The organism is Bacillus sp. B1(2022), from assembly GCF_040259625.1.
Classification (GTDB): domain Bacteria; phylum Bacillota; class Bacilli; order Bacillales; family Bacillaceae; genus Bacillus; species Bacillus velezensis.
In genome coordinates, this window is sequence record NZ_JANIFO010000005.1 from 51,791 (window position 1) to 70,308 (window position 18,518).

An 18,518-nucleotide genomic window follows, 5' to 3' on the forward strand; every position below is an offset into this window, starting at 1 on the left:
TCGCCTGAAAACAGGAATGAAACCAACTGGAGGGATATGAGTGTCAGAATTCAAACAACAGGAGTTGTTCTGGGGCCGAATGTTTCACACGGAAGACCGTCCTAGTGCATTCCCTTCGTTTCAAATGTCCGACTCAACAGTAAAGCGTGATATAACAAGTGGATCTGACTGTATTCACAGTTCATTGAGTGCGGATGTATCACGGCGCATCCTGACCATGACGAACCAAACGCCAATGGCCGTCTATCTGGTTCTCCTGATCGGAATTGAATCCCTTTTATACAAATACACGGGGGAAGAAGGCGTGATTACAGGGGTTCCAAGCTTTGAAGACGAAACTGATGAAGATCTTCGTTCAGACCAGCTCATGTTAATCAAACAGCATATCAATTCCGGCAGTACGTTTAAATCAATTTTCCATGAATTGAAACATACGCTGGACGAAGCGATCCTATATCAGGACGTTCCCTTTGATAAAATGGCCGGACAGCTGAGGCTGAACTACAATGCAAATCATTTGCCGATCATCGATACAGTCGTTTCGCTAGAGCAAATTCATCCTGATGGTTTCATAGAAACGGCTGCTGCAGATGCTTTATTCCAGTTTGCTATGGGTGAAGACTTGATTGACATAAAGTTATGTTTTAATGAACAAGTCTATGATCGTCAGTATATGATGCAGGTGCTCGGACATTTAAACCGGCTATTTTCTGTCATATTATTTCAGCCTGAGCTCCCCCTCGGTCAAGTGAATATTTTGCCAGAATCGGAGACACATTCACTTCTCGTTGACAATCAAACTGCGAAAACTGAATATCCGCGGGATAAGACGGTTTATCAGTTATTCGAAGAACAGATGAAACGAACACCGGATCAAGCAGCCGTTATTTACGGAGAAAAGCAATACACATATCGTCAGCTCAATGAACGTGCCAATCAATTAGCCCGAACGTTAAGGAAAAAGGGGGTAAAGACGGATCGGCTCACTGCGATTATCTGCGAACATGAGATCGAACTGGTCGTGGGAATACTGGCCGTTTTAAAAGCGGGAGGGGCCTATGTGCCAATTGATCCGGATTATCCGAAGCATCGCATACAGTATATAGTAGAAGACTCCCAAGCTGATATCGTCCTGACGCAGAGCCATCTTCAAAAACAGTTGGAACTTGCGGGCACAATGGTTTTCCTCGATCAGGAAAGCTCTTACCACGAAGACGGCTCTTACCTGGAACCGATCAGCAGTACGAAGGATTTGGCCTATGTCATTTATACGTCAGGCTCCACAGGCAAGCCTAAAGGAGTGGCAATTGAGCATCAGGGCTTAACCAATTATATTTGGTGGGCCCGCCGGGTCTATGTCAAAGGGGAAAAAACCAACTTTCCCCTATATTCGTCCATCGCTTTTGATCTGACGATAACGTCTGTTTTTACTCCGCTCATTACAGGAAATGCCATTATTGTCTACGGAGGAGAAAACAGTACTGCCTTGCTTGATTCCATTATTCAGGATTCAAGGGCGGATATTATCAAGCTGACCCCGGCGCACTTGCAGTTATTGAAAGAGATAAATATCCCTGCTGAGTGCACCATTCGGAAATTCATTGTCGGCGGTGACAATTTAAGCACGCGGCTCGCCCGTAGCATCAGCGGGAAATTCGGCGGAAAAATCGAAATTTTTAACGAATACGGGCCTACAGAGACAGTCGTCGGCTGTATGATTTATTCCTTTGATCCGCAAAACGACAGACGGGAATCAGTGCCGATCGGAACCGCCGCGGACAACATGAACATTTTCGTGCTGGATAAGAGCATGAAGCCGGTGCCGGCCGGCGTCCCGGGAGAAATATATATCAGCGGGGACGGCATCGCCAGAGGATACTTGAACAGAGCGGAATTAACGGCGGAAAGATTTTTGCAGCACCCCTTTGTACCAGAGGTGAAAATGTACCGGACGGGAGACTTAGCAAGGCGGCTGCCGGACGGAAATATCGAATATTTAGGCCGGATCGACCACCAGGTGAAAATCCGCGGTTACCGCATTGAAATCGGGGAAGTCGAATCCGCATTTTTCCAAATACCGCCGATTCAAGAAGCTCTCGTTACGGCACAAGAAACCAACGGGGAAACATCCTTGTGCGCCTATTATACCGCACAGCATTCTTTAACCGCAGGCGAAATTCGGGAGCACCTGTCCCGGCAGCTTCCGTCCTATATGATCCCTGCTTATTTTGTACAGCTGGCAGCGATGCCGCTTACTTCCAACGGAAAAATAGATCGTCAGGCGCTGCCTGCTCCAACGGGAAATCTCACCGGCAATCCTTATACAGCTCCGCGGACAGAACTGGAAAAAATACTGGCCGGGGTGTGGGAATCGGTATTAGGCGCAGAACAGGTCGGAATCGATGACCATTTCTTTGAGCTGGGGGGAGATTCGATTAAGTCGATTCAGGTAACCTCAAGCTTATATCAAGCCGGGTATAAGCTTGACATCAAACACTTGTTCAAACACCCGACGATCTCCGGGCTTGCTCCTTTTATTAAGCCCGTTACCCGAATCGCAGAACAAGGGGAAATCAAAGGCCGTACTTTATTGACGCCGATTCAGCATTGGTTTTTCGCCCGGCAATACCCTGATCCGCACCATTATAATCAATCTGTCATGCTTTATTTTAAAGAGGGGTTGGACGAATCGAAGCTTCAGAAAGTCATGAAGAAGATTGCCGAGCATCACGATGCTTTGCGCATGGTCTATGTTCAGGGAGATCATGAATACGAAGCCAGAACCTGCGGGATCAGTGAAGGAGAATTATTCAGCCTCGACGTATTCTCTTTACTCGAAGAAAACAACCTTGCCGAAACGATAGAAATGATAGCCAATGACATTCAGCAATCCATCCATTTAGCCGATGGTCCGCTCATGAAACTGGGATTGTTTCAATGTCAGGATGGCGATCATTTGCTGATTGCGATTCATCATCTGGTTGTAGATGGCGTATCGTGGAGGATTTTACTTGAGGATATAACGTCAGCTTATGAGCAGCTCCAAAACGGAGAAGCGATCACGCTCCCTAAGAAGACGGATTCCTATCTGTTATGGGCCGAACGATTGAAACGTTATGCAGAAAGCCCGGAATTTGAAGCGAAAAATCAATATTGGCTTGAGCAGAAACATATCTCGCAACACAAATTGCCAAAGGATAATGAGCAGGAGACCGGTCTGGCCGAAGACCAGGAAACGATCATCGTCCAATGGACAGAGGAAGAAACCGAGCGTTTATTAAAAAAATCGAACCGTGCCTATACGACTGACATTAATGATTTATTGCTGACCGGACTCGGAATGGCTGTTCATCGCTGGACGGGGCATGAAGAAATTCATGTTCATCTGGAAGGACACGGCAGGGAATCTGTTTTTCAAGACGTTGATATTTCACGTACGGTGGGCTGGTTCACAACCCAATACCCGGTTTCTCTTCAAATCCAGGCGGACCGGGACATCTCCCAGCGGATTAGGACGGTGAAAGAACAGCTGCGTCAGATTCCCCAAAAAGGAATAGGATATGGCCTGATGAAATATTTGTCCGATCAACCGAAGGCATCAGAATGGACCGGACATCCGGAAATCAGCTTCAATTACCTCGGACAATTTGATCAAGATTTCGAAAATGGAGGAATCGAGGTATCTCCTTACTCCGGAGGGAAAATTGCGAGCGACAGGCACCCCATTGCCTATACGCTTGACATTAACGGCATGATCTCAGACGGTCGGCTGTCATTGGCCATCAGTTACAGCGGTAAACAATATCGAAGAGAAACAATGGAAACATGTGCAGCTCTCTTAAAGAATAGCCTAAAAGAAGTCATCGAACATTGCGCAGCTCAAGAACACATTCACCTGACGCCAAGCGATATTTCGCTGAAGGACATAACAATCGAGGAATTAGATCAATTTGTTAAGCAAACACAGCATATCGGCGACATTGAAAATATATATCCTTTAACTCCCATGCAGAAAGGTATGCTGTTCCATAGTTTAATCGATTCGGCTTCCAGAGCTTACTTTGAACAAGCCGCTTTTGACCTCAAAGGCGACTTGGATATTGAGGCATTTACAATGTGTTTGTCGCAGCTGGCGGAAAGACACGAGATTCTCCGGACTCATTTTTATACGGAATGGAAAGATCAGCCTTTACAGATCGTATTCCGAAAAAAACCGATCGAAATAACTGTTGAAGATATTCGAAGCATGAAGAATAAACAACGAAACGAGTTCATTGCCGGCTTTGTACAAAAAGATAAGGCAAGAGGATTCGACCTTACCCAAGATGCGTTAATGCGCGTATCAATCCTTCGTACAGAGGACGACCAAGTCCGATTGATATGGAGCTTCCATCATATTTTAATGGATGGCTGGTGTCTGCCTCTTATTACGAAAGAAGTGTTTGAAACCTATTATGAGCTTCTTGAGAGAAGACAACCGGAGCGGGAAGCCGTCACCCCGTACAGCCGATATATCGAATGGCTGGAAGACCAGGATCATCAGAACGCTTTGGCCTATTGGCAAAAATATTTGGACGGTTATGAAGGACAAACCGTTTTACTGAAAGAACCTGTCTCAAACCAAGCCAAGAAATATCAAAAACAAAGGCTTGCATGCCGGCTCGGAAAGCAGCTGTCAGAAGAAATCAGACAGACTGCAAGCAAGCATCACGTCACCGTGAATACATTCATTCAAAGTGCGTGGGGGCTATTGCTGCAAAGATACAACAACAGTCAGGATGTCGTTTTCGGGTCGGTTGTATCCGGACGCCCGGCAGAAATTCCGGGTATTGAATCCATGGTCGGCTTATTTATCAACACCATTCCCGTACGTATTACCGCTCAGCCTGGAATGACTGTGGAACAAGTGTTGAAAATGAGCCAGGAGCAGGCATTGGCTTCTCAGGCGTATGATACATTTCCGTTGTATGAAATTCAGGCTCAAACCGAACAAAAGCAGCAGCTGATCAGTCATATCATGGTATTTGAAAATTATCCGGTCGAGAAACAAATGGAGCATATGAAACCGAATCGTGACGCGCTGGACATTATCAATTTCCATATGGAAGAGCATACCCATTACGATTTCAATTTCATTGTCATGCCGGCTGGAGAAATCGACATTCATTTTGTATACAATAGCAACGTCTATGATCATGCAAGTGTCAAGCGGATGGAAGAGCATTTTATGCAAATCATTAAGCAGATGGTGAACAGTCAGGCGATTCGCGTCCAAGACTTGGATATACTTACGGGAGATGAACGTTCGCTCCTTATAGAGGCATTTAATGATACGGAAGCAGATTATCCAAAGGAAAAGACGCTTCATCAATTGTTTGAGGAACAAGCACAGCGTACGCCTGATCAAACGGCTGTCGTATACGGGGAAAGCCAGCTGACATACCGGGAACTGAATGAAAGAGCGAATCAACTTGCCCGGACATTGCAATCAGAAGGCGTGCAGCCGGATCAGCCGGTCGGGATTATGGCCGAACGTTCCTTGGAAATGATCGTAGGACTCTTCGGAATCTTAAAAGCCGGCGGCGCGTATGTGCCGATCGACCCGAGCTATCCGGTAGAACGGATTCACTATATATTGGAGGATTCGGATACGAAGCTGTTGTTAGCACAGAGTCACTTGAGGAAAAGCGTGCCTTTTACGGGAAAAGTGCTTGACCTGGAAGATCCGCGATTCTCTTGGGAAGATGGTTCAAACTTGAAACAGACAGCCGGACCGAATCACTTAGCTTATGTTATCTATACTTCGGGATCAACAGGCCGACCGAAAGGGGTTATGGTGGAACACCGATCCGTAATCAACCGTCTCGTTTGGATGCAGGAACATTACCCGCTGGATAAGCAGGATGTCATTCTGCAAAAAACCCCAATCACCTTTGATGTATCGGTGTGGGAATTGTTCTGGTGGTCGATGACTGGTTCTAAAGCGGTATTGCTGTCAAACGGAGGAGAAAAGAACCCTGACGTCATTTTAGATACGATTGCGCAGAAAAATGTCACCATTATGCATTTTGTGCCTGCGATGCTGCATGCTTTTCTTGAGTCCATGGAGCAGAAATCCGACGAGGAATTAAAGAGAAAGCTGGCGTCATTAAAATATGTATTTGCAAGCGGCGAGGCTTTGACGCCTGCGCACGTTGCCGGGTTTCATCGCATGATCACACCGGCGGGCGAGGCTCAAATCATTAATTTATACGGACCGACCGAAGCGACGATCGATGTATCGTATTTTGAATGTGAAGCGGGAGAAACGCTTAACTCCGTTCCGATAGGTAAACCGATTTCCAACATTCAATTGTACATCGTACAGCCCGGATCGGAATATTTCCAGCCCCTCGGTGTGGCAGGAGAGCTGTGTATCGCCGGAGACGGGCTCGCTCGGGGCTATTTGAACCGTCCGGAGCTGACAGCTGAGAAGTTTGCAGCTCACCCATTTGAAGCAGGGAAGCGGATGTACCGGACAGGCGACTTGGCAAGATGGCTGCCGGACGGAAATATCGAGTATTTGGGACGAATTGATCATCAAGTGAAAATCCGAGGCTACCGGATAGAACTCGGCGAGATTGAAGCATCTTTATTACAACTCGATGCTGTCAAAGAAGCGGTCGTCATCGCGATTGAAAAAGAGGGCTCAAAGCAGCTGTGCGCTTACTTGTCAGGAGACGAGTCATTAAATACGGCGCAGCTGAAGCGTCATTTGCTGAACAAACTGCCTGCGTATATGATTCCGGCTTATTTTGTACAAGTAGAGAAGATGCCGATAACTGCTAATGGAAAAATCGATCGAAAAGCTTTGCCGGCTCCTGAGGGAAATAGGCTTACCGGAACCGAATACACAGCGCCAGGAACGTTAATTGAAAAGCAGCTGGCCGATATATGGAAGGATATTTTAGCTCTGCCTGACCCCGGGATTAAAGATCACTTCTTTGACGTTGGCGGCCATTCACTTAAAGTATTGCAGCTCATTCATCAAATTAACGCCGGTATGGGACTCAACATGCATTATCAAGCCGTATACGATTTTCCTACCATCGAAACAATGGCACGCGCCATTCAAGCGGCAGTTTTCGAATCCGAGACGGATCATAACGTATTCGTCAAGCTGAACCAGGAAGATTCAATCCCTGTGTTCTGTTTCCCGCCTTTAATCGGATATGGACTCGTTTATAATGAAATGGCGAAAAGACTTGACGGCGTCAGCACCGTCTATGCTGCTGATTTCTTAGAAGAGCCGTCTCATGAGAAAGAAATCGTTGACCGATATGCAGAAAGCATGATACGCATTCAGGAACAAGGGCCTTTTGTTTTGCTTGGTTACTCTTCGGGATCGAATTTGGCTTTTGAGGCTGCCAAAGCTTTGGAGAAGCGAGGCCGCACCGTATCTGATGTGATTATGCTGGATTCTAAAATAACCACTTCTGTAACTCATTTATCGGAAGAGGAAATCGAAGAGATCGTCCATCTGAATATGGACATTATTCCGGACTATTACAGAGAAATATTAACCATTCCTTCGATTAAGGATAAAATCAGAGGCTATCTTGCGTACCACAATGAAGTGATCAATTCCGGCGCCGTTAACGCCAACATCCATCATTTGCTATGCGGCGATGTAACCGATGATAGGGGCTGGACACAATCAACAGCACAGCATTATCTTGAGTACAAATTAAAAGGAGATCACGTGACGATCTTTGAACCTCACAATATCGAAGAAAATGCGGAAGCCATTCGATCTATTATTAAACGGATTGAAGAACGGCATCATCACGGACTTGTTCTTGAAGAACAACTGTCAATGGGATCATTTGCGGGAAATACGAAGTTTGACAACATGTAAATGATCCAGTGTAAAATGCCGCTGGATGACAGTCAGCGGCATTTTGTACGAAAAAGAAGAGAGTAAACTCATAGGCTTGAAACGCTTTCCTCGTTATGCGTTCTCCATGACCAGTTGTCATCAAATGGTAAAAAAATCATCATACATTTTAAGGAAAAAGGAGGATGTCAAGTTATTAGAAAAAAGTGTAGCGTATGTTTATAGGTACTAGCTCTATTATTGAGTTGCTTAACTGCGGAGTCTGCTTTTTACTGCCGGTACTGCAATTTGTTCTCGAATGGTAAAAGTTACCTAAATTTAAAGAAAAAGGAGGAGCGTTAAGTTATGTGTAAAAAATGTTGCGTATGCCTATGGGTCCTTGCTTTATTATTGAGCTGTTTACCTGGGGAATATGCGAATGCGGTAAGCACTCCAATTGCAAAACATGTTGGGAATTCAAATCCGCTTATTGACCATCATCTGGGCGCAGATCCGTTTGCGCTGACCTATAACGGAAGAGTCTACATCTATATGTCAAGCGATGACTATGAATATAATAGCGACGGCACGATTAAGGATAATTCATTTGCCAATTTGAATAAAATATCCGTCATATCTTCAGCGGATATGGTGAACTGGACTGATCACGGAACGATTCCCGCAGCGGGTGCCAATGGGCTGAATGGCGGCCGGGGGATTGCCAAATGGGCAGGAGCATCATGGGCCCCGTCAGCCGCGGTGAAAAAGATCAATGGTAAGGATAAATTTTTCCTTTATTTCGCAAACGGCGGCGGAGGTATCGGGGTTCTCACCGCAGACAGCCCGACCGGCCCATGGACAGATCCGATCGGAAAAGCGCTGGTAACGCCAAATACGCCAGGAATGTCCGGTGTTGTATGGCTTTTTGATCCGGCAGTATTCGTAGATGATGACGGTACCGGTTACCTATATGCCGGCGGAGGCGTTCCGGGCGGTTCAAATCCCGCACAGGGGCAATGGGCCAATCCTAAAACAGCAAGAGTCATGAAATTAGGTCCTGATATGACCAGTGTTGCCGGAAGTGCGTCTACGATTGATGCGCCTTTTATGTTTGAAGATTCGGGAATGCATAAGTATAACGGAAAATATTACTATTCCTATTGTATCAATTTCGGGGGCTCGCACCCGGCTGATAAACCTCCAGGTGAGATCGGTTATATGACCAGCTCAAGTCCTATGGATTCTTTTTCGTATAGAGGGCACTTTCTGAAAAATCCGGGAGCATTTTTCGGAGGCGGCGGGAACAATCATCATGCTGTTTTCAATTTTAAAAACGAGTGGTATGTGGTGTATCATACTCAAACTGTCAGCTCCGCTCTTTACGGGGCCGGCAAAGGTTACCGTTCTCCCCATATTAATAAGCTTGTGCATAATCCAGATGGCTCCCTGCAAGAGGTAGCGGCAAATTTTGCAGGTGTCAAACAGCTATCCAATTTGAATCCATATCACCGCGTAGAAGCGGAAACGTTTGCCTGGAACGGACGGATTTTGACAGAGGCATCCTCAGCACCCGGCGGCCCGGTCAATAATCAACATGTCACAAACATTCATAACGGAGACTGGATTGCTGTTGGAAATGCAGACTTCGGCTCAGGCGGTGCCAGGACGTTTAAAGCAAATGTAGCGTCCGCTCTTGGCGGGAAAATAGAAGTGCGGCTAGACAGTGCAAACGGTAAGCTTGTCGGAACCTTGAATGTCCCTTCCACAGGCGGAACGCAATCTTGGAGAGAAATAGAAACTGCGGTAAGCGGCGCATCCGGTGTTCACAACGTATTCTTTGTATTTACCGGAACTGGTACAGGAAACTTGTTTAATGTTGATTACTGGCAGTTTACACAAAGATAAGCAAAGGGAGACAAAGGTACGTTTTCTAAGTCCATAAACGACATATGAAGGAGAGGAAAAAATGATGTCGAGCGTAAAAAAAACAATTTGTGTATTATTGGTATGTTTCACAATGCTGTCCGTCATGCTCTTAGGACCGGGAGTTACTGAAGTTTCAGCAGCAAGTGATGCAACAGTTAATATATCTGCAGAAAGACAAGTGATTCGCGGTTTTGGAGGAATGAACCACCCGGCTTGGATTGGAGACTTGACTGCGGCTCAACGGGAGACCGCTTTTGGCAATGGACAGAATCAGTTAGGTTTTTCGGTCTTAAGAATTCATGTAGATGAAAATAGAAACAATTGGTACAAGGAAGTGGAGACTGCAAAGAGTGCGATCAAACATGGAGCAATCGTTTTTGCTTCCCCTTGGAATCCGCCAAACGATATGGTTGAGACTTTCAATCATAATGGTGACACAACAGCTAAGCGGCTGAGATACGATAAGTACGCCGCATACGCGCAGCATCTTAACGATTTCGTTAATTTCATGAAAAGTAATGGTGTGAATCTGTATGCGATTTCTATGCAAAACGAGCCTGATTACGCTCACGAATGGACATGGTGGACGCCCCAAGAAATCCTGCGTTTCATGAGAGAGAATGCCGGTTCCATTAATGCCCGCGTGATTGCGCCGGAATCATTTCAATACCTGAAAAATATATCGGACCCCATTTTGAACGATCCGCAGGCGCTTAGGAATATGGATATCCTCGGAACCCACCTGTACGGCACTCAGGTCAGTCAGTTTCCTTATCCTCTTTTCAAACAAAAAGGAGGAGGGAAAGAGCTATGGATGACGGAGGTATACTATCCGAATAGTGACAACAATTCAGCGGATCGCTGGCCTGAGGCTTTAGGTGTTTCAGAGCATATTCATCATTCAATGGTAGAGGGAGATTTTCAAGCTTATGTGTGGTGGTACATCCGCAGATCATACGGCCCTATGAAAGAAGATGGGATGATCAGCAAACGCGGATACAATATGGCTCATTTCTCAAAATTTGTGCGCCCTGGCTATGTAAGGATTGATGCAACGAAAAATCCTGAACCGAATGTTTACGTGTCAGCCTATAAAGGAGACAATAAGGTCGTGATTGTTGCCATTAATAAAAATAACACAGGGGTCAACCAAAACTTCGTATTGCAGAATGGAACTGCTTCGCAAGTATCCAGATGGATCACGAGCAGCAGCAGCAATCTTCAACCTGGAACGGATCTCAAAGTAACGGACAATCATTTTTGGGCCCATCTGCCGGCTCAAAGCGTGACAACATTTGTTGTAAAGCGTTAAAGGCATCAGCATCGCAATAAGCCAATTTTCTTACTTGAAAAAGAAAATTGGCTTATTTTCTGTGGGATAGAAGTGTTGATTTTTTTAACGATACACAGACATTGGGTATAATAATGACAATGACTTCAAGGAGTGATCATTATATGTCACGGCTTCACAGCAAAGTATTAATCATAGACGACGAAAAAGAAATTTTGGAACTGATCAAAACCGTATTAATAAGAGAAGGCATTGATCGTGTGATCACCGCTTCGACTGCCCGTGACGGATTGGCTCAATTTCATCAAGAAAATCCCGATCTGGTGATATTGGATATCATGCTGCCAGACGGTGAAGGCTATGATATCTGCAAGCAAATAAGAGACATTTCACACGTTCCTATTATCTTTTTGTCTGCAAAGGGGGAGGAAACGGATAAAATTGTAGGACTTGCCATCGGCGGGGACGACTACATTACAAAACCCTTCAGTCCTAAGGAAGTTGCATACCGGGTCAAAGCGCAGCTGAGACGGGTCTCTTACTTACAGCCTTCTCAAACCGGAACCGTAATAAAAAAAGGGCCATTTGAATTAAACCAACAACAAGCCGAGCTCACCAAAAATGGAGCGGCTATTGAGTTAACACCTAAAGAACTTATGCTTATGACCTATTTTCTGCAGCATCCCAATCGGGTGATCAGTAAAGAAACACTCTATCAAGCTGTATGGGGAGAAGATTTCTTCGGTTCTGACAACACGGTGATGGTTCATATACGCAGGCTCCGTGAGAAAATAGAAAACACCCCATCAAAACCAGACTTTCTCGTCACTGTGAAAGGGTTAGGCTACAAATTTGTTGTAAAGGATGCGTAAGGATGAATTGGCGATTAACAGGCAGATATATGGTCTCTGTCATTATCGTGACCATCATTACAGTTTTCATTAATTTATTTATTTTTATGTTTTGGCTCGTTTTCCAGGCGAACAGCCAACATGACGAAGAAAGTACACCGGAAACTTTCACAAGATCATTCCGACAATATGTCACGTTATCGAACAATGGTATCACAGTAAACAAAGAGGGCCAAAAAGCTTTAAAAGAGCAGAATGCATGGATTCAAATATTAGATGAAAACGGACAGGATGTTTATCATGATAGAGAACCTAAAGGACTGAAGAAAAAATATACGCCTATTGAAATTGTAAATTTACATAAATATAAGGATGAACGATTATTATCAACCATTTACGCCGGCGGAAAAAAAGTAAACGGCAAGGAGTACAGTTACTTTATAGGGTTTAAAAATCCCTCTCTCGGAAAATATGTCCTCTCATATGATACCAAGGAATTTGTGACGAAGTTCAATGCAGGAACCATCATATTATTATCAATAGATGCATTGATCGCGTTACTCATTGGCTATCTATTCAGCCGGCAGCTCACAAAACCGCTCGGCCGTGTCATTCAAGGAATCCAGCGGTTAGCTAATGGAGATTATACGATCAAAATGAAATCCAAAGGCATTTATAAAGATGTCTTCTATAATGTCAATCATTTATCGGAACAACTATCTTCAAGCAAAAAAGAAAAAGATAAATTAGAGCAAATGCGTGAAGAGTGGATCAGTCATATTTCTCATGACATTAAAACACCATTAGCATCTATTCAAGGCTATGCAGAAATCATCCAAGATCCAAATTACCATCTAACAGCCGAACAGATCAGAGAGTACGCCCAGATCATTGAGAGTAAATCCCTCTATATGAAAGATGTGATGGAAGATTTAAATTTAACGACAAGGCTGAAAAACAACGATGTGATGTTACATACAGAGCGGGTAAACCTTGTATCGCTGCTGCGGGAAACGTTAATTGATATGTTAAACGATTCTAGATATGCGGATAAGTCCATTGAGCTTCAAACGAACGTGGAAAAGCTGATGCTGAACCTTGATGCGATATTGATTAGGAGAGCGGTCACGAATCTCATTTTAAATGCTCTCGTTCACAATGATCCTGATGTGAAGATCGTTGTACGGCTTGAACAAAAAGAACGGACTCATGTGACAATTAAGGACAACGGCAAAGGGATAGAAGAAGAGGAGCTGGAAAAAGTGTTTGATCGCTATTACAGGGGCACAAATACAGAAACGACGCATGCAGGCTCTGGTCTTGGAATGGCCATAGCAAAGGATATTATCCAAAAGCACGGAGGGGACATCACCATTCACAGCACCGCGGGAGAAGGGACAACGATAGATATACAATTATGATAATGGCTATACAAAAAAAACGGTTCTGTTGATTAATAACAGAACCGTTTTTTCCTATTGTTCCGAAAACACTTTGATTCCTTTGACAATGTTCCAAATGAAAAAATAGATCGCCACAAGGAATGTAACAGCATACGTCGCAAGCAGGAAAGGCCCGGCGTGCCTGATGTCATTCATACCAAGTAAACCTGAAGCGATGATGCCAATCCCAAAAATCAAATAAGGAATCAGATGCGTCCACAAAGATTTTTTCGCATGATATTTCACATCGTCCTGGCCTAAGAAATAGACGATAATCGGAAACAGAAACGGCGCAAAAAATATACTGAAGTAACATAATGAAGACAAAATTTTATTTTCTCTCAAACCTTTTCACCTCTATGATTTATTGAAGGGGGAATTCTTCTGGCTGAATCCCTCACTGAAGTACAATCTTATTGTACAACTCCAACCTTAACCCGTATTAATCCGAACCTTACATCAACCTTAAATTAACAAGGACTCGTCTTCTTACAGCAATCATAAGATTCAATGCCATATTGAGACTCATCACATTCAGCGTGTCTACGTTGGAAATACATTTAATTTTTCGATTCGATTGAAAAATGACGTGTAAAGTCCCGATTCAGCCCGGTTTTCTTTGTTCTATATGTGTCAGGTGTGTCTTATTCAATAGAGATAGAGCAAATTGACAGGCTTTTACACCTCCCAAAAACAAGAAATTAGGTTGATAGACAATCATGAGAAAGATTTTTACAATGAGTTCGAGCTCATAAGAAAGAGCCAAAATGATGCGAAGGAGGAAAAGATCAGATATGAAACGGTCAATTTCTATTTTTATTACGTGTTTATTGATTGCGGTATTGACAATGGGCGGCTTGCTGCCTTTGCCGGCATCAGCAGCAGGGACAAAAACGCCAGTAGCCAAGAATGGTCAGCTTAGCATAAAAGGTACACAGCTCGTAAACCGAGACGGCAAAGCGGTACAATTGAAAGGGATCAGTTCACATGGATTGCAATGGTATGGCGATTTTGTCAATAAAGACAGCTTAAAATGGCTGAGAGACGATTGGGGCATCACCGTTTTCCGCGCGGCAATGTATACGGCAGACGGCGGTTATATTGACAACCCGTCTGTGAAAAACAAAGTGAAAGAAGCAGTTGAAACGGCAAAAGAACTTGGGATATATGTCATCATTGACTGGCATATCTTAAATGACGGCAACCCAAACCAAAATAAAGAGAAGGCAAAAGAATTTTTCAAGGAGATGTCAAGTCTTTACGGAAACACGCCAAACGTCATTTATGAAATTGCAAATGAACCAAACGGTGACGTGAACTGGAAGCGTGATATTAAACCGTATGCGGAAGAAGTGATTTCCGTTATCCGCAAAAATGATCCAGACAACATCATCATTGTCGGAACCGGTACATGGAGCCAGGATGTGAATGATGCTGCCGATGACCAGTTAAAAGATGCAAACGTCATGTACGCGCTTCATTTTTATGCCGGCACACATGGCCAATTTTTACGGGATAAAGCAAACTATGCACTCAGCAAAGGAGCGCCTATTTTCGTGACGGAATGGGGAACAAGCGACGCGTCTGGAAATGGCGGTATATTCCTTGACCAGTCGCGGGAATGGCTGAATTATCTCGACAGCAAGAAAATCAGCTGGGTGAACTGGAATCTTTCTGATAAGCAGGAATCATCCTCAGCGTTAAAGCCAGGAGCATCTAAAACAGGCGGCTGGCCGCTTACAGATTTAACTGCTTCAGGAACATTCGTAAGAGAAAACATTCGCGGCACTAAAGATTCAACGAAGGACAGCCCTGAAACGCCAGCACAAGATAACCCCACACAGGAAAAAGGCGTTTCTGTACAATACAAAGCAGGGGATGGGCGTGTGAACAGCAATCAAATCCGCCCGCAGCTTCACATAAAAAATAACGGCAATGCGACGGTTGATTTAAAAGATGTCACTGCCCGTTACTGGTATAACGCGAAAAACAAAGGCCAAAACTTTGACTGTGACTACGCGCAGATGGGATGCGGCAATCTGACCCACAAATTTGTGACGCTGCATAAACCTAAGCAAGGTGCAGATACCTATCTGGAACGGGGGTTTAAAACAGGAACGCTGTCACCGGGAGCAAGCACAGGGAATATTCAGCTTCGTCTTCACAATGATGACTGGAGCAATTATGCACAAAGCGGCGATTATTCCTTTTTCCAATCAAATACGTTTAAAACAACGAAAAAAATCACATTATATCATCAAGGAAAACTGATTTGGGGAACAGAACCCAATTAGTTAAGCTTTAAGCGGACATCAGCAACGATGTCCGCTTTTGTCATCTTAAACAGCAATACAAGGAGGTTTACGTGGCGGATGAAACTCTGAAACAGTATATGGGCCTGTACAAATGTTGTTAGCAATCTCAAGAAAGCCAAGGAGTAGCTATGATTCACTGAACATATGATGTAATGAAAAGCGTTTGTAGAGCAATGTGTGTATTTCACATCCGCCACTTTTATTACGTAAGGGGGAACAAGAGAATGAAAAAGTATGACGCGTTTCCGGAGCCAATTGGCGGCTATACTGTCGGCCGAACCCAGATGGATTTTGAGTACACGGCATCAGATCATACAAAAAGAGAACTGACGGCGTTTGTGTACTATCCGTCCGACAGCAGCGAAGGGAAGACTACATCAACGTACATGTTTCCTGAAGTCTGCGAAATGCTTGATGAGCAGCCGCTTCTCACTGCGTTGAAGGATGCTTACACTATAGATATCAAGACCCAATGTTACGACGACCTTGCTCTCTCCGGGAAGGAAAAACGCTATCCAGTGTTATTTTATGTTTGCGGCGGGGGCGGTTCTCCAGAATGGGGTACAGTGATCTGTACAGACTTGGCAAGTATGGGATATATTGTGGTAAGCATCGGCCATCAGAATAGCACGATGTATAAGCGTAAAGATGGGCGCCTGTTTAATGTATCAAAGGATTTTTCGGATGTCATTATAGCGTTTTCTGAAGATCCGGAGATGATGGCGTTGGCTGGTAAGATGGAGATGCGTCCTGACGATGAAACTGCCATTGAGATGTGCCAAAACGTGCTTACACTGCCGATACTTGACAAGTTAACAGAGTATAGTGAATTACAGGCAGAAGATGTAAGGTATGTAGCCGATTATCTTGTCAAACTGGACTCTGGAGAGCTGAATTCCATCTTTAAGGGCAGATTGTTGCTTGACATCGGCATGGGCATAGTCGGACATTCTTATGGAGGGCCTACGACGGCGATTGTTTGCCGGGACGACGAACGGTTCGCCTGCGGGATTGGCTTGGATAGCGGTGCGTTCGGCCTTCAGGGCAGCGACATTAAGAAACCCTTTTTGCTGCTGTTTTCTGAACCGAACTATAACATGAATGCGATCATTGGCGCTAACAATAGCATGGATACCTATTATTTCTCTGTTGATCGTGCTGCGCATTTAGATTACTGCGACATCGTGTTTACCGGTGTGAATGAGGAACTTAGAGGCGAACGGGATGCCATGGAGATGCGAAATCTTGTTACAGACTATACGAAGAACTTTTTTGATCATTATATACTGCAGAAGGCTGCAAGTGTGGAAAGTCTGGCATACGATGGCGTGGACTTGATCAAGAAGACCAGCAACAAGTGACATAACCGACTAAAATACTCAAACTGAAAAACCTTTATGACCAATTTAATTTATTAAGGCCGTAGAGGTTTTTTTAATATTACCTTACAAAAAGGGGATGTTCTTAGAATATGGATCCACTTTTATATTCTCTACATCATTCCTAGTTTACATAATATATATTCTAGGAAGTAAAATCTTCAATGAAAATCCTGTCTCGTTATCTTAAGTATACTTAGTTGATGAGACAGAATTAAAAAATAGGATGTTTTACGATTTGTATTTATTTCTTACTGCTTTACATAGCATCGATCTTTATAAATTGTTTCACACTTTACTTCTTCCACATCAACTTTGCCATCGGATAATCTTGTGTAAACATAAACCCATTTTTCATTTCCGTTTTTAATAAACATGTCGAATTTAAAAGCGTCAGTATATTTGTCCATGACCCAGATCAATCCCGGAAGAGTTTCTGCTTTTGCTGGCGACACGGAAACCAATAATGCTCCAGCAATTACAGCCGCACCGGCTATTTTTTTAATTTTACTTTTTAACATTAATATTGCCCCCTTATGATTTATTGCCTGCTGCTTTCTCACTTAGCAGGTAATCTGATTTTACCATCTTGAACAAAGGGAATTTGTCATATTTTGTAGATCGAATACTTACTTTCACTAAAAATACATATATTGGAATGGATTTTATCCGAATAAGATCTCTTCTTTTTTGAAAGCGTACACAAAAAATAAAATCATGTCTGATAATACTTTGCCGCATCTTCCCTGCTTTTTTCCGATGAGTTTTTGCATCGGCTCCCCACATATGAGCAAGTATGACAGCTGCCAGCCCGAGCACCCCCGCGAAATAAAATCCGGCTCTGAGCCCCAGCCAATCATTAAAAAATCCCTCGGCTAAAGGTTCTCCGAAAATACCGAGTGCACAAAGCGCCTGGTACACCCCCATCGATGTTGCTCTCATGTCTTCCGGAACAGACTCAATCGACATTCCAAGCAGCAAAGGAAAAATAATGCCCGAGTGAAAAACCTATTAAAACCTGGACCAGATAAAGCGCCATCGGGCTGACGGTAAAAGGAATGATAAAAATAAAAACGGATGCGAGTAAGTAAAACAGCTTTAATGTTACCCGTTTCCGCACCTGCGAACTAATGTTCCTATCACTAGCAGAGCCAGTGCGTGCTTAGTCATAAACGAAAAGACAACAAGCTGATTTCTTTCTCGCCATTGTGAAGCCAAACATTGCTGTCATTTTCATTTCGCGAATCATGAAAGACAGGCAAAGACCGAGGCCGCTCCCGATCCAAAATGCCGCGTGCCATCCCCATTCACTGACAACATAACCGCTCATGCTCATCCCTGACAGCTGAGCTAACACGAGAATAAATGAGATCCAGCGCATGACTCCTTTCGTGTCATCCGCCGCAAAATAGCTCGCAAATAAAGTAGATGAGAAAAAGCCGCCTGATGAACAGACGGC

At 44.1% G+C, this 18,518-nt stretch carries 11 protein-coding genes; 7 read left to right on the top strand and 4 right to left on the bottom strand.

Features of this window, described 5'->3' with window-relative positions:
- Positions 1 to 40: 40 nt before the first annotated feature.
- The 5 genes from NQS30_RS10665 (at position 41) to NQS30_RS10685 (ending at position 13,344) form a co-directional block, all read left to right on the top strand.
- Positions 41 to 7,897 (top strand): non-ribosomal peptide synthetase, encoded by a 7,857-nt coding sequence (locus tag NQS30_RS10665; RefSeq protein ID WP_218791752.1) that lies wholly within the window; start codon positions 41 to 43, stop codon positions 7,895 to 7,897.
- 324 nt (positions 7,898 to 8,221) lie between these two features.
- Complete coding sequence (locus NQS30_RS10670; protein WP_015239950.1) at positions 8,222 to 9,760, top strand: glycoside hydrolase family 43 protein; 1,539 nt, start codon at positions 8,222 to 8,224, stop codon at positions 9,758 to 9,760.
- Between the two features lie 61 nt (positions 9,761 to 9,821).
- A complete protein-coding gene (xynC, locus tag NQS30_RS10675) occupies positions 9,822 to 11,093 on the top strand; it encodes a glucuronoarabinoxylan endo-1,4-beta-xylanase XynC (protein ID WP_012117675.1) in 1,272 nt (423 codons plus the stop codon).
- A 143-nt stretch (positions 11,094 to 11,236) separates the two neighbouring features.
- Positions 11,237 to 11,944, top strand: a complete 708-nt coding sequence (locus tag NQS30_RS10680) for a response regulator transcription factor (protein WP_025284801.1) — start codon at positions 11,237 to 11,239, stop codon at positions 11,942 to 11,944.
- 2 nt (positions 11,945 to 11,946) lie between these two features.
- The gene (locus tag NQS30_RS10685) at positions 11,947 to 13,344 is read left to right on the top strand and encodes a sensor histidine kinase (protein ID WP_218791751.1); all 1,398 of its coding nucleotides are present in this window, start codon (positions 11,947 to 11,949) and stop codon (positions 13,342 to 13,344) included.
- Between the two features lie 54 nt (positions 13,345 to 13,398).
- Here NQS30_RS10685 and NQS30_RS10690 read toward each other — a convergent pair whose 3' ends face one another.
- Positions 13,399 to 13,710 (bottom strand): magnetosome magnetite crystal formation protein family, encoded by a 312-nt coding sequence (locus tag NQS30_RS10690; RefSeq protein WP_017417895.1) that lies wholly within the window; start codon positions 13,708 to 13,710, stop codon positions 13,399 to 13,401.
- 449 nt (positions 13,711 to 14,159) lie between these two features.
- Between NQS30_RS10690 and NQS30_RS10695 the strand changes: the two genes are divergently transcribed.
- Both NQS30_RS10695 and NQS30_RS10700 read left to right on the top strand, forming a co-directional pair.
- The gene (locus tag NQS30_RS10695) at positions 14,160 to 15,659 is read left to right on the top strand and encodes a cellulase family glycosylhydrolase (RefSeq protein WP_218791750.1); all 1,500 of its coding nucleotides are present in this window, start codon (positions 14,160 to 14,162) and stop codon (positions 15,657 to 15,659) included.
- A gap of 245 nt (positions 15,660 to 15,904) precedes the next feature.
- Positions 15,905 to 17,041, top strand: coding sequence for an alpha/beta hydrolase (locus NQS30_RS10700; protein WP_124693015.1), 1,137 nt, complete (start codon positions 15,905 to 15,907; stop codon positions 17,039 to 17,041).
- A gap of 269 nt (positions 17,042 to 17,310) precedes the next feature.
- On the opposite strand, the gene NQS30_RS10705 is transcribed toward NQS30_RS10700, so the two are convergent.
- From NQS30_RS10705 to NQS30_RS10715, 3 genes are all read right to left on the bottom strand, one after another.
- A complete protein-coding gene (locus NQS30_RS10705; RefSeq protein ID WP_014418037.1) occupies positions 17,311 to 17,580 on the bottom strand; it encodes a hypothetical protein in 270 nt (89 codons plus the stop codon).
- A 13-nt stretch (positions 17,581 to 17,593) separates the two neighbouring features.
- A complete protein-coding gene (locus NQS30_RS10710; protein WP_076982853.1) occupies positions 17,594 to 18,028 on the bottom strand; it encodes an MFS transporter in 435 nt (144 codons plus the stop codon).
- A 193-nt stretch (positions 18,029 to 18,221) separates the two neighbouring features.
- The gene (locus NQS30_RS10715; protein ID WP_012117666.1) at positions 18,222 to 18,440 is read right to left on the bottom strand and encodes a hypothetical protein; all 219 of its coding nucleotides are present in this window, start codon (positions 18,438 to 18,440) and stop codon (positions 18,222 to 18,224) included.
- Positions 18,441 to 18,518: the final 78 nt, after the last annotated feature.